This window comes from Acinetobacter sp. YH12021 (genome assembly GCF_013420145.1).
GTDB lineage: Bacteria > Pseudomonadota > Gammaproteobacteria > Pseudomonadales > Moraxellaceae > Acinetobacter > Acinetobacter towneri.
Window position 1 is genome coordinate 115,985 of the sequence record NZ_VOYT01000005.1, and the last position, 14,438, is coordinate 130,422.

A 14,438-nucleotide genomic window follows, 5' to 3' on the forward strand; every position below is an offset into this window, starting at 1 on the left:
TTTTAATTACTATAATATGAGCTTGACTTTCCCAATAATTATAATATTTGTGTAGATAATTTTGATTAGGTCTAAAAAAGACTAGGTTTTTGTTAGAATCTCAACTTGGAAAATTAATGATTTTTAGATTAATAATTAATCAATAAGCGAACTTTAAAATGGTATAGATATATGAAATACAATAAAATAATAAAAAACATTTATTTTTACTTATGACCTTCTCAAAAAAAGATGTAACTCGCGCAGGCGAAGCTTTAATTAATGATAGTTTATTAGATGACCACCAATTGCTAGAACGTACTATGCAAATACTAACATATTGGAGAGATAGTCATATTCAGCCTTTGAATGAAGCACACAATTTATTAAATCGCTTTATCTATCGAATTGATAAGAAAGCATTTACTGCTAAAAGATTAAAACGATTTGAGTCAATTAAGAAAAAACTTAAACGTTTTGATGGCATGCAACTCAAAAATATGCAGGATATAGGTGGTATAAGAGTAGTTGTTGAAAATTTAAAACAAGTAAATGCTATTTTTAAAGTTTTAGCAAATGAACATTGTTTTTATAATGATGGAAAATTTATAAAAATGGACAACTACATACTTAACCCCAAAAATGATGGGTATAGATGCATACACATAGTTGGTAAGTTTAACAATAAGTTAAATGAAGAAAGAAAAATTGAATTTCAAATTCGTACTAAACTTCAGCATAGTTGGGCAACAACATTAGAAATTGTTGATATTTTTACAGGGCAAGATCTAAAAAGTAATGATGGTCTTTATGATTATAAAAAATTTTTTAAAGATGTAAGTGATCAATTTCAAATTATTGAAAATTTGAAAGGTTTTCTTGAGAATGATAAAGGTCAGTTAACAAAAGAATATTTAACTAAAGTTGTTCAGACCCAACACCTTATAAATCAATGTATTGATATAAAAAATTTTATGGATCGCTCTGTAGGTGGAATCACTATAGAAAACCATTTAAAAACCTATTGTGTTACTTTAAATGATTTGAATACTGTATTGACTGCAAAAAACAGCAGGGATGGATTTATACTAATTCGACTTAATGTGCAGACAAGAAAGATTGAACATGAATTTTTTGCAAACTCAGAGCAAACATTGGCTTCTCAAAGATATAGTCAATATGAGCAATTATTATCAAAAGATGAAAAATGGATAGTTGCATTTCTTTCAACGAATGCTATTGGGGGATTAAAAGAAGCTTATCCAAACTATTTTGCCGATTCAGAGATTTTTTTATCTTATATCGGTTTGATTAAAATTGCAGCAGTTCTTGGTGGTGCAAAGAAAGTCACTTCAATAGCTGTTTAGGAGTAAGCTATAACCTCTACTGATGATTGTTGATGAATAGTAATTACTCTCATTCATCACAAGGCAAAATAGGTGGAAAAGCGGCTACTAACTTAATAGTAGTCGCTTTGTTCTCTCTGTGGGGTTCGTTTAGCTGAATGCCTTACCCATTGTGTAAAGGTGAAAAACACCTCTAACAGACTAATCACTCAATAACCTCAGACTAAATAACGAACTGTCCCATTAAACAAAAAACCAGTGAATTATACAATTCACTGGTTTTTGAAATGACATTATGTAGAGCGCATGGGCCGATGAACTACCCAAGCGGCATAAAGCAATTAATTAATCGAATCATCCAAGTTTGGAGCTAACCAACGCTTCGCTTCATCTAAACTCCAGCCTTTACGCTGTGCGTAATCTTCAAGCTGATCTAACGAGATTTTACCTGCGTTAAAGTACTCAGAAGCAGGGTTGGCATAGTAGAAGCCACTCACAGATGAAGGCGGCCACATCGCAAAGCTGCTGGTCAGCTGTGTGCCAATCTTTTCAGTTGAACCTAACCAGTTAAACAGTGTCGCTTTTTCAGAGTGTTCAGGGCAAGCAGGGTAGCCTGGTGCAGGACGAATCCCCACATATTTCTCTTTAATTAGCTCTTCATTACTTAGCTGCTCATTTGGCTGATAGCCCCAGAATTCTTTACGAATACGCTCATGCAAATGCTCTGCAAATGCTTCTGCAAAACGGTCACCCAAAGACTGCACCAAAATGGCAGAATAGTCATCGCCTTTGGCTTTAAACTCATTGGCCATTTCTTCCGCACCAAAAATCGACACGGTAAAGCCGCCCAAGTAATCTTGCCCTTGCTCTGTAGTTGCGACAAAGTCTGCCAAAGACAAGTTTGGTTTACCTGTGACTTTGTCTGACTGTTGACGAATATGATGGAAGGTATGCGTTACTTGATTACGTGCTGCATCATATACTTGTACTGAATCTGCCGCAGAACGGTTGGCAGGGTAAATCCCAAAGACTGCACGTGCATCAAAGCGATTATTTGCAATAATATCTTTGAGCATGGCTTGCGCTTGGTTATATAAGTCGGTTGCAGCTTCGCCCACCACTTCATCTTCCAGAATTTTCGGGAATTTGCCCGCCAAACTCCAAGAAATAAAGAATGGTGTCCAGTCAAAGTATGGCAACAAGGTTTCAAGCGGGTAATTGGTCAGCACTTGTGTACCAATTAATTTTGGTACTGCAGGCGTGTAGTTGTCCCAATCAATTTTTAAACCATTGTCGATGGCTTCTGCATACGACAATTTCGCAGCTTTTGGTTGCTTATTGGCAATACGTTCACGAATTTTAGCGTATTCCGCACGATGCTCTGCAACAAAAGCAGGTTTCATTTCTGGAGAGAGCAAGGTTGTTGCAACACCCACGGCACGCGAAGCATCGGCAACGTAAATCACTGCATCATTTGAGAACTGTGGATCAATTTTAACTGCTGTATGTGCTTTAGATGTGGTCGCACCACCAATCAATAATGGAATATTAAAGCCTTTACGCTGCATTTCTTTGGCAACAAAAACCATTTCATCTAAAGATGGGGTAATCAGGCCAGACAAACCAATAATATCGACTTTTTCGTCAATAGCCGTTTGCAGGATTTTTTCTGCAGGTACCATCACGCCTAAATCGACAATATCGTAACCATTACAGCCTAACACCACGCCCACAATGTTTTTACCAATGTCGTGAACGTCACCTTTTACCGTTGCCATCAAAACTTTACCTTTAGACTGACCTTCGGTTTTTTCAGCTTCAATGTACGGGTTGAGCCATGCAACGGCTTGTTTCATCACACGGGCAGATTTCACAACTTGAGGCAGGAACATTTTACCTGCACCAAACAAGTCACCCACAACGTTCATGCCGTCCATTAATGGGCCTTCAATTACATCTAAAGGACGTTTGGCTTTTAGACGTGCTTCTTCAGTATCTTCATTAATAAAGGTGGTGATACCTTTGACTAAGGCATATTCAAGACGTTTTTCGACAGATTCATTACGCCATTCCAAGTTTTCTTCGGCTTTTTGCGCACCTGCCTGACCACGATATTTTTCGGCCACTTCCAGCAGTTTTTCTGTGGCGTCCTGACCAGTTTCACCTTGGTTTTGGTTCAAAATAACGGCTTCAACCGCTTCTTTGAGTTCTTTTGGAATGTCATCGTAAATGGCCAACTGACCTGCGTTGACAATCCCCATGGTCATGCCTTGCTGAATTGCATGGTAGAGGAATACAGCGTGAATGGCTTCACGTACAGGTTCGTTACCACGGAAAGAGAAGGATACGTTCGATACACCACCCGAAATCATGGCGTGTGGCAAGTTTTGTTTAATCCAGCCAGTGGCTTCAATGAAATCGACCGCGTAGTTGTTGTGTTCTTCAATACCAGTGGCAACTGCAAACACGTTCGGGTCAAAAATAATGTCTTCAGCAGGGAAGCCAACATCATTGACCAACACATCATAAGAGCGTTTACAAATTTCACGTTTACGTGCTGCTGTGTCGGCCTGTCCCACTTCGTCAAAAGCCATCACAATAACGGCTGCACCGTATTGGCGGCAGAGGCGGGCTTTTTCGACAAACTCATCATATCCTTCTTTTAAGGAAATGGAGTTAACAACGGCTTTACCTTGTACACATTTTAAGCCTGCTTCAATGATTTCCCATTTAGATGAGTCAATCATGATGGGTACACGGGAAATATCAGGCTCAGAAGCCACCAAGTTCAGGAAGTGCACCATCGCACCTTCTGAATCGAGCATGCCTTCATCCATGTTGATGTCGATGATTTGTGCGCCACTTTCGACTTGCTGACGTGCAACATCCAAAGCTTCGGCGAAGTTTTCTTCACGAATTAAACGTAAGAATTTTTTAGAGCCTGTGACGTTGGTACGTTCACCCACGTTCACAAATAAAGAGTCGTCATAAATGTTAAATGGTTCTAAACCACTTAAACGACAGGCAGGTTTAATTTCTGGAATTTTACGTGGTGGAATGTCTTTTACCGCATTGTAAATCGCGCGGATATGATCAGGCGTTGTACCACAGCAACCGCCTGTAATATTGATCAAGCCGCTTTCAGCAAATTCTTTGAGGAAAGCTGCGGTTTCTTCAGGCGTTTCATCATAACCACCAAATGCGTTGGGTAAGCCCGCGTTCGGGTGTGCAGAAACAAACACATCGGCAACGTCTGAAACGGTTTTAACGTGTGGACGCATGGCATCTGCGCCCAAAGCACAGTTAAAACCAATTGAAAGTAAATCGCCATGACGTACCGAGTTCCAGAAAGCTTCTGCAGTTTGACCCGTTAAGGTACGTCCTGAAGCATCGGTAATGGTACCTGAAATCATCAACGGCAATTCACGCCCGAGCTGTTTAAACACTTCTTTGACCGCAAAAATCGCAGCTTTACAGTTTAAGGTGTCAAATACAGTTTCAATGAGCAGGATATCTGCACCACCTTCAATTAAGGCATGCGCAGCTTCAATATAGTTTTCTTTGAGTGCATCAAAGCTAATGTTACGAAATGCAGGGTCGTTTACATTTGGTGAAATTGAACAGGTACGCGATGTTGGCCCAAGTACACCTGCCACAAAACGTGGTTTGTCTGGTGTTGAATATTTTTCACAGGCAGCTTTGGCTAAACGCGCTGCTTCGCGGTTAATTTCTGGAACCAAATCTTCCATGTGATAGTCAGACATAGAAACGCGTGTGCCGTTAAAGCTGTTGGTTTCAATAATGTCTGCACCCGCATCTAAGTAGGCTTCGTGAATACCCTGAATAATGTGCGGTTGGGTCAGTACCAATAAATCATTGTTGCCTTTGAGGTCATGTGCCCAATCTGCAAAACGCTCACCACGATAATCGGCTTCTTCCAATTGATGGCGTTGAATCATAGTACCCATAGCACCATCGATAATTAAAATTCTTTGGGCAAGAAGCGCTTTCAGGGTGGTAAGCGTGGACATAAAAAACCCTTTATGACTGAATCCGAAATGAGCGCTATTTTAGCAGAGTTCGCACGGCTTTCGTGCACTTGAAGCGACCAGAGAGAGTGGAAGTCGTAAAAATAGTGCATAAAGCAGTATTTTTAGGATTTTGCTGTAGCTTTTGAACCTAAATAAAAGTTGTGATGAGGAACATTCTAATTTTGATTTTACTTTGATGCGTCATCGCTTTGTCATATTGCTCAGGCAAAATTGGCTCACGGTGAATTTTGTCTGACACTTTAGGCAAATATGACAAAGGTGTAACAATCTAAATTTGAGAGAATGGCATAAGAAAAGTAGGTTTATTTATTCTAAGTGTTTAAATTTAAATGTTAATTTTAATTTTATGCACAAAAAAAACAGCTTAAAGTGTGAAAATAAAGTATGAAAGTTGCTTTATATAGCAGCTCTTTGTCATATAATTGTCACAATTTAATTGAACAATAAGGGGATTTTAAATCCTCTTTTCTGCTTGCATGAATTCTAATCCAACTCCTGTAGATTCAGCACACAAGTCGACCACTAAATCGACCAATGTTCATGTGCCTACACCGAAATTTTTTATGCCGGTGTTTTTAACGATCATCGTTTCTACCCTTATTTATATTGGTTTCCAATTGTCTGCGGATTTATCCCACGTGCCTGCGCTAAGCATGTACTCGGTGATTTTATTGGCGACCGCTTTATTCATTGCCTTAGGCTTTGAATTTGTGAATGGTTTCCACGACACAGCTAACGCAGTGGCAACGGTTATTTATACCAATGCCCTGTCTGCACCTGTGGCAGTAATGTGGGCGGGTTTCTGTAACTTCCTTGGGGTGATGGTCGCCAGTGGCGCAGTTGCCTACGGTATTATTGCCTTACTTCCAGTCGAACTAATTATGAATGTCGGTTCAGGCGCAGGCTTTGCCATGGTTTTTGCCATGTTGATTGCCGCGATTGTCTGGAACTTGGGAACGTGGTACTTCGGTATTCCTGCTTCAAGTTCGCACACTTTAATCGGTTCGATTTTAGGTGTGGGGATTATGAACTACTTGATTAACTCAGGTGCGGGTGCAAGTGGTGTAGATATGGAACAAGTCATGAAAGTGGGCAAGGCTTTATTGTTCTCGCCACTGATTGGTTTTGCTTTTGCTGCGATTTTGTTCTTCTTGGTGAAAAAAATCTTCAAGAAACAAATGGAGTTGTTCCAGCCGCCTGAAGGCAATAAGCCACCACCACCACTGATTCGTGCCATTCTAATTTTTACTTGTACTGGGGTAAGTTTTGCGCATGGTTCAAACGATGGTCAAAAAGGCATGGGTTTAATCATGTTGATTTTGATCGGGATTGTCCCGTTGGCGTACTCATTAAATAAAGAGTTAGGCCAAAACCACATTCAATCGTTCCAGCAGCTTTCAACGCAAACGGCTGATGTGATTTATCCACAACATGCCGATATGCCAGATGAAAAAGCGCGTCAGATTATTACTAGTTATATTCAGACCAAAGAAATTACTCCTGAAGTCGTGCCTGCTTTGGCAAGCTTAACGGATCATTTGGGTGAGCGTGTGGGTCAATATGGCAACTTGAAAGATGTGCCTGAAGCTGAAGTAGCAGAAATGCGTAATGATATGTATTTAAGCACGACTTCATTCAAGCGTTTAGACAAAGCCAATGCCTTGCCTGAAATGTCGGAAGAACAGAAAAAAGTGGTTAAAAGCTACCGCAGCCATTTAGATTCATTCTTACAATACATTCCAACTTGGGTCAAAGTTGCCGTTGCCTTAGCACTAGGCTTGGGTACGATGGTCGGCTGGAAACGTATTGTGGTGACTGTTGGTGAACGTATCGGTAAGCAGCACATGACTTATGGTCAAGGTATGTCTGCCGAGCTTGTGGCAATGTCAACTATTGCTGCTGCAGATGGTTTGGGGATGCCAGTTTCAACTACACACGTACTGAACAGTGCGGTGGCAGGTACCATGGTGGCAAATAAATCGGGTCTGAATTTCCAAATGGTGCGTACAATTCTTTCGGCTTGGATTTTCACTTTACCTGCGACAATTTGTTTATCGGGTAGCTTGTTCTGGTTGTTCTTAAAAGTGTTTTAATCCATTCTCAACTTTTTTGAGTGGTATAAAAAAGCGCTGTGATGATACAGCGCTTTTTTATACCTGCAGATCAGTCTAGAGAAATATTTGCAGGCAAGTTTTTGAATAGATAGATTAGCGGTTTACATTATTTTTTAAATTTTTGGATGACTTTGTCCAGCGGTAATTTATCTGCAGCAAAGCCATAGAGCGCAGCGAAAGGTAGGGCCGTTCGTGCCAAATACGCCACGCGCCACAATCCACCATGGTTCGCACCTTCCATCATCAATTCGAGCGGATGCTCAAGTTTCACTTCAGGATTGGCTGCCGAGTTTGGATTGCGTAAGTCATGAATCCACAATGCCGCCATAATCGCATTGGTGGTTTCAGGGCTAAATGCTTCAACATCAAACAAACTTGCGCCACTAAATGCTGCTTTGAGTAATGGATTTTTGGTCACAGAGTGTGTGGTGGTCGAAGGTGCAATATTGATGCTGACATGCTGTCCTTGATGACGCGCTAAAATTGCACGCCATTGCTGGATGCGTTTTGCTAAAGCATAGTTTGGCCCTTGTTCAACCACCAAACAGTCGGCAATACCATAATGTTGACCATTGTCTGAAGCAATTAAATTATGCAGATTCTTTTGGAAGAAATGACTGCGTGAAATGGTTTCAATACTTTTGGTGAGTAGCTTTTGCCCTTGTGAACGCTGCTGAAACTTCTCTGCCGATGCGCTAATCACTTCTTCAGGAACGGCATAAACATCGGTTGGGGTACACATAAACATAAGGCTGCTATCAGCTTTGTGTTCGCTGACATATTGCATAATGGCATCCATCGCCATCGCAACACGCACGTGTTTTTCACCATCTAAATAGGCAATGGCTGCTAAATCTAGCGTTTCAGGTTTTTGAGCTAACCATTGTGCAATTTCTGGGGTTTGCGTTAGCAGATTTACACCCAATTGTTCTGTTAAAATATCAAGTGGGGTATCTGCCGCGAGTTGTGTTGTACTGGGTGCATATAAGGTGGCATTGCCTTGTTGCACAGTGCTTAAAATTTTATTCCACACACGGCTATTTGGTAAATCGACTGCAATAATATTGGCTTTCCATTTGGCTAACCATGTGAGTGGCCCTGCTTCTGAAGCTGCACCAAATAGCACCATGTTACGGTCAGACAAATCAAACCATTCAGGATGCGCGATTGCAGCATTTAACGCTTCGGCATGACTTGGTTCAATAATGCCTGCTGCTAGCCAAATTGCAATTTGATCTAGTAGAGCTTGACCTTGTAACTTTTGCCCACGATACGGCACATACCATTCGGGTGCTGCTTGGCTGCTGCCTTGTAATTTAAAGGTATGTAAAGTTTCAGTAGGCAAGAGCATGACATCTTTCAGCACATATTTTTGCTCATGACGATAAAACTCAAAACTTTGATGCGCTTTTCTTAAACCATCTTCTGCAATTTGAATTGCGTTAGCTTGTTCACGAATACCATTGGTCACGAGGGCTTTAAAGTATTTTGGATAGTGTTTACGCCAGTTTTTTTCTGCCAAAGCATCGACTGAGCTTTGATGATCGACTGTGGCTAAGGCTTCGGCAATAATTTGTTTGCCCGTGCTTGAGGTGCTGGGTTTATGATTTTCTGGATGAATTGGAAACTGTAAGCCATCGTAAGAAGTGGACATGCAAAAACTCGCAAACTAAATTGAAATTAATATACAGATGTATACATTATCTATGCCAAGTTGCGATATGGGGTAGCAAAAACTACCAAAATTGAGTGAAATTTGAATAAAAAAACCTTCACGAAGTGTAAAGGTTTTTAATGTGAATGAAATGTTGTTGAGATTTAAAGGTCAGTGTTTAAATGTTTAGGTTCTAATCATAAATGAGTCTGATGCTGTATCAACAATGTTTTATTTATTCAGACCAACAGCTTAACAACGTCCTTTTTTCGCCTAACCTGGAGGACAAAAATCACCATCACCATGCGGATGTTGGTGTGGATAATAGCCTTTCGGGTAGATCGTGCGGTCAGGATCAATCACTACACTGCCTTCAGGGGTATGTACGGCACAGGCGCTTAATCCTAGACTGAGTAACAGGGCGCTTAGAAGTGCAAACTTTTTCATGGCTGACTCCTAATTGCTTGATAGTTTTAGTCTTTATATTCTTAGTATAAGTGCTTGTCGAGTAACTGCATGTTATTTGTTGTGTGCTTTATGCTGTATTGGATCATTCAGATGCTTTCATCAATCAAAAATACTTATCAGCAGTTCATAAAATGACGATTGAAAGTCGTTTTGCCCAATGAGAGAGGCTGAAGATGAGAGGCAATAAATGATGGTGTTAAGCGGATTTATGAAAGCAGTCTATTGACGGATTTGAAAATTCTTTAAAGTAGCAACGACTCAGTGGTAGATGTACCGAGTCGTTATAGTTTCAAAAGTTAAAACGGCAGTTGCGCCAGTTTATTCAGGAAGTGAGGCAAGATGCGTGGTTCAATTAAAATAGTCACAATCACACCATAGGCCGCACCCCATAAATGCGCACTGTGATTAATATTGGAATTGCCGCGTTTACCCGACCAAATGCTATACGCTACATACAGTATTGCAAAAATAATGGCAGGCACTGGAATAAAGAACACGAAAATCAACTTCCACGGCTCAAACAAAATATAGGCAAACAACACCGCAGATACAGCACCAGATGCGCCTAAGCTGGCCCAACGATGGTCATTTTTATGCTTTAAATAACTTGGAATAATCGCGGCGATTAAACCACCCAAATAGAATAAAACAAAGCCTAAATCATAGACGTATTGGCGATAAAAACTTTCAATAATGCTGCCAAAGAAAAACAGGGTAATCATATTGAACAGCAAATGCGCACCATCGGCATGCACAAAACCATGGGTAATGAAGCGGTCATATTGACCACGTTGCATAGCAGGCGGCCAAAAAATCAGACGATTCATTAATTCTTGTTTGGAAAACGCCAACATAGACACAATGACCGTAATAATGATAATGGTCACGGTATGATTAAAAGGTAAATCGAGCATAAACGCCTATTCTTTTACTTGAATTCTGCTGTAATAATGCATCAAAACTGAGTTTGAGTCGAACTTTAGGAATAAATCCGACAATTTTGGTTGATTTTTTTTTATTCCCCCGCATCTTCAGTTAAAATAGCCACTTCAGCTTGAGGAAATTATTGTTATGTCGACTGAGAACAGCAGCACAGCAGTTGTAGATGAAATTCCAAACTTATTGATTACGCCAACTGCTCAAGAGTATTTGAAGGATTTATTGGCAAAGCAAAATACACCGGGTATTGGTGTGCGTGTTTTTGTGGAAAATCCTGGTACACCGCGTGCTGAATGTTGCATGGCTTATAGTGCGCCCGATGAAGTTGTACCTACAGACTACAAACAGGAATATCCAGACTTTCCTGCATTTATTGATACGCCGTCTATTCCATATTTATTGGATGCCGTAATTGACTACAACAAAGACCGTTTTGGTGGTCAATTGACTTTCCGTGCACCGAACTCAAAAGTGCCACGCGTAGGCCCAGATGCTTCAGTAGAAGAACGCATTACTTATGTTTTACAGTCTGAAATTAACCCAGGTTTAGCAGGGCATGGTGGTAACTGTGCTTTGGTTGAAGTGGTTGAAGATGAAGAACACGGCTTAACTGCAGTATTGAAATTTGGTGGCGGTTGCCAAGGATGTTCAGCGATTGATGTGACTTTAAAGCAAGGTGTTGAAACAACCTTGAAACAACACGTACCTGAATTGATGCGTGTGGTGGATCAGACTGACCACAGTCAATCTGAAGGTGCTTATTTTAAATAAGCTCTAAGCCTCGCTTAAAAATAACCTCCTAAATTTTAGGAGGTTATTTTTTATCTGAAATTGTCAACAGACCCTATTCATTCGTTTGTAGATTTAAAATTTGTTGTGTTTTTTCAGAATAATAAAATTTCTCTAAATAATGGCGCGCACGTTGCTTTAAATAGCCTTCAGCGATCATTTTTTGAATGACTGGATTTAACAGTTGTTGTAATTGTTGTTGGACTAGCGCTTCATCAATGTTTAAGTCGTGCAATAACAAGTCAAAAGGGCGCGCCTGATTGCGTACATACCACGCATAAACCCCATCATGCACTTGCTGTTTCAAATAGTCACTTTGGCGTAAATGATCCCAAATTTCATGTCCTAAATTGACAGTTTGGGATAGGTCTTGTACTTCAATATAATTTTTTAAAACGGAAAGTGGCAAGTCTTTAACTTTGTGCCATAAATTGGCTTGGAAGTGATACAGTTTTTCCTCATCAAAATGTTGATTAAGCACCGACTCGCTCATTTGAGTCAGCTTCTGCACATTTTTTTGCAAATAATGCTGAATGGTCTGGTCTAAATTGGTATCGGTAACGCTTTCCAAAACCGATTTACCCATTTTCATAAAACGCGATACGCCAGGCACGCTTTTGGCGATCACCGAATTATCCATATAATCCTGAATGGAATGTTGAATGAGTTGGGTAATCATGGCGGCAAAGGCAGGATTATTCACCACGGCTTTAATCAAACGCTGACGATGTCCACTTTTACTTGCAACATATTGTGCAATTTTGTCGATGGTCAGCACAGGTATCACATCGGCAATTTTACTGCTGTCATTAACAGGGTGTACCAGTGCAAAACGAATATGCTCAGCAATTTGTTCCACTAAAAATGAACTGGCAGGTGTATTTAAAATTTGATGTTGAATCAGTTGATGAATGGCTTCAGATGTCCATAAATCTTGTAAGCTTTGTTTGCGAAACCATTGGTAAAACTGCACAAATTCAGTTTGTACCATTTCACTTTGGTTAAATTCTTGATCTAAAAAATCAAGCTGAGCTTCAATTAGTTGCTCAATGATGGGATGTTTCTGCATGAAGGTTTTATATAATAATTAATTTAGAGGAATCAGTTTATCAGCAAGTGGGTTTTTTAGGTTCTGAGTTTTAGCCAGAAACGGCAAATAATATTGTGCGACTTGTTTTTCAGCTTCCAATAACGGCATGTGTCCAACATTATTAAGAATCACAGGTGTTTCGGCGCGTTTGAGTAAAGATTGTAATTCCTTCGCCACTTCAACATTAATAATGCGATCTTGCTTACCCCATAAAATCAGGGTCGGTGCTTCAATTGATCCTGCTAAACGTGCAAATGAGTCTGGAGTATAAATACGGTTGAGTTTGACAATTTGCTCAATTGCTTTACGGGTTTGTTCTGAGCGAGAAATCAGGACTTCTTCTTGCGCATGTTGAATTTGTGAGGTCATGGCAGGCGGGCTTTGCATGATTTGTTTGGCGACGTCGGCTAAATCGCCATGTTTGCTCACAATTAAGTCATTTAAAGATAATGGATTTTTGGTGTAAGGCGTATTAGCAAGTTTATAAATGCCTGCACTATTGAGTAAAAATAAACTTTGCGTATCAAAAGGATATTGCGAGGCATACACGGTTGCAATTGAGCCGCCTAAAGAATGTCCTGCCACGTGTAAGTTTTCTTCACAGTCAATTGCTTCAATAAATTGACGCAGTTGTGAAGTTACATTCGGAACTGAATTATCAAAATTGCTTGGAGTTTTGGTGTCACCGCTATTGGGTAAATCTGGAATAATCACATGATAATGTGGGGTTAAAAATTGCGCGACACGGTTCCAATTATCACGTGTGCCTGCCAAACCATGAATCAATAAAATTGTGGGTTTGCTGTGCGAGCCACCTTCGTTATAGCTCCAGACGACATCTCCAACACGAATGCTTTTAGAGCTTAGTCCTGCTTGTTTGCGCTGTTGCTGAAAATGATTTTGTAATAGTTTAAGTTCAGTTGCGTTGCTGTTACTGGCGTTATTGTTTTTTGTGAAGGTATATGGATTGGGCGCAGCGCTTTGCACAAGGCAAGATGTACTTAGTCCCAAAGCCAATAAAGTCGTATGTAGATAACGTGATCGAATAAATTTCATCATGAAAACGTCTTCCCCTGACGAACCCAAAACAGGCTCCAATAATGATAGGCACTAGCTCTTAGGTCTAATTGCACAAGTGTATTCTGTCTATTGTAGGCGTTTAAAAATGAAAGTCATCCCTTGCTTTTTTGATCAAAGCTTTGAAATTGGTAGAAAGTGTGACCTATCTCAATAAAAAGTGAAAAAATTTATAACAAAAATGAATAAAGAAAAGCGCAGCTGCATATTTTTTTGCAAGTGACATTCATAAAAACTGGCTTTAGAATATCGCAACTTCAAAGATCGGTGGTAAATCAAGAATGCTAACAGCTCAAGAAGCTTTAGAACGTCTTAAACAAGGAAACCAACGTTTTGTTTCTGGTGATACCAGACATCCGAAGCAATTGTCGCACCAACAGCGTGCAGAAATGGCAGAAGACCAAAATCCATTTGCCATTATTTTAGGATGTTCAGATTCACGTGTTCCTGCAGAAATGGTATTTGACCAAGGATTGGGTGATCTTTTTGTAATTCGTGTTGCGGGCAACGTGGTTGCGCCATCACAGGTAGGTAGTGTTGAATTTGCGGCAGAGCGTTATGACTGTGCTGTGGTTGTTGTCTTAGGACACAGTCACTGTGGTGCAATTCAAGCGACAATTGATACTTTAATGTGCCCAGACTGTCCACCATCGGCAAATTTAATGTCGATTGTGAACCGTGTTCGCCCTTCAGTTGAAACCTTAATGCAGACTGAACTGAAAAATGATTTGGCGAAATTGTCTAAGCATGCAGTACGTTCCAATGTATTTGCGTCGGTAAATCAATTGCGTCATGGTTCAGCAGTTTTAGAAAACCTGATTGAACAAGGTCAGTTGAAAGTAGTCGGTGCAGAATATTCACTGGAAACAGGTGAAGTGGTTTTTTTTGATTTTTAATCCGAACCGCACAGCAATTAGATTTTCCTCAAAG

General features: G+C 40.2%; 10 protein-coding genes. 4 read left to right on the forward strand and 6 right to left on the reverse strand.

Going from position 1 to position 14,438, the window contains the following annotated elements; genetic code table 11:
* Window positions 1-212: 212 nt before the first annotated feature.
* Window positions 213-1,346, forward strand: coding sequence for a hypothetical protein (locus FTT91_RS06635; protein ID WP_180169171.1), 1,134 nt, complete (start codon window positions 213-215; stop codon window positions 1,344-1,346).
* 320 nt (window positions 1,347-1,666) lie between these two features.
* Here FTT91_RS06635 and metH read toward each other — a convergent pair whose 3' ends face one another.
* Window positions 1,667-5,356, reverse strand: coding sequence for a methionine synthase (gene metH, locus FTT91_RS06640; protein ID WP_180169172.1), 3,690 nt, complete (start codon window positions 5,354-5,356; stop codon window positions 1,667-1,669).
* 497 nt (window positions 5,357-5,853) lie between these two features.
* Between metH and FTT91_RS06645 the strand changes: the two genes are divergently transcribed.
* Window positions 5,854-7,470, forward strand: coding sequence for an inorganic phosphate transporter (locus tag FTT91_RS06645; RefSeq protein ID WP_136144404.1), 1,617 nt, complete (start codon window positions 5,854-5,856; stop codon window positions 7,468-7,470).
* A gap of 127 nt (window positions 7,471-7,597) precedes the next feature.
* Here FTT91_RS06645 and FTT91_RS06650 read toward each other — a convergent pair whose 3' ends face one another.
* The 3 genes from FTT91_RS06650 to FTT91_RS06660 all read right to left on the reverse strand — a co-directional run bounded on the left by FTT91_RS06650 (window position 7,598) and on the right by FTT91_RS06660 (window position 10,527).
* Window positions 7,598-9,145, reverse strand: a complete 1,548-nt coding sequence (locus FTT91_RS06650; RefSeq protein WP_180169173.1) for a hypothetical protein — start codon at window positions 9,143-9,145, stop codon at window positions 7,598-7,600.
* Between the two features lie 273 nt (window positions 9,146-9,418).
* Entirely contained in the window at window positions 9,419-9,592 is a 174-nt protein-coding gene (locus tag FTT91_RS06655; protein WP_180169174.1) for a hypothetical protein, read from the reverse strand.
* Between the two features lie 317 nt (window positions 9,593-9,909).
* Entirely contained in the window at window positions 9,910-10,527 is a 618-nt protein-coding gene (locus FTT91_RS06660) for a rhomboid family intramembrane serine protease (protein ID WP_004972041.1), read from the reverse strand.
* 157 nt (window positions 10,528-10,684) lie between these two features.
* Between FTT91_RS06660 and nfuA the strand changes: the two genes are divergently transcribed.
* Window positions 10,685-11,323: a Fe-S biogenesis protein NfuA gene (gene nfuA, locus FTT91_RS06665; RefSeq protein ID WP_096900978.1), complete on the forward strand. Its 639-nt coding sequence runs from the start codon at window positions 10,685-10,687 to the stop codon at window positions 11,321-11,323.
* Window positions 11,324-11,396: 73 nt separating this feature from the next.
* On the opposite strand, the gene FTT91_RS06670 is transcribed toward nfuA, so the two are convergent.
* A complete protein-coding gene (locus FTT91_RS06670) occupies window positions 11,397-12,410 on the reverse strand; it encodes a hypothetical protein (protein WP_096900977.1) in 1,014 nt (337 codons plus the stop codon).
* 18 nt (window positions 12,411-12,428) lie between these two features.
* The gene (locus FTT91_RS06675; protein WP_026438298.1) at window positions 12,429-13,490 is read right to left on the reverse strand and encodes an alpha/beta fold hydrolase; all 1,062 of its coding nucleotides are present in this window, start codon (window positions 13,488-13,490) and stop codon (window positions 12,429-12,431) included.
* Window positions 13,491-13,789: 299 nt separating this feature from the next.
* On the opposite strand from FTT91_RS06675, the gene FTT91_RS06680 reads away from it, so the two are divergent.
* The gene (locus FTT91_RS06680) at window positions 13,790-14,404 is read left to right on the forward strand and encodes a carbonic anhydrase (RefSeq protein WP_004972031.1); all 615 of its coding nucleotides are present in this window, start codon (window positions 13,790-13,792) and stop codon (window positions 14,402-14,404) included.
* The last annotated feature ends 34 nt before the right edge of the window (window positions 14,405-14,438 follow it).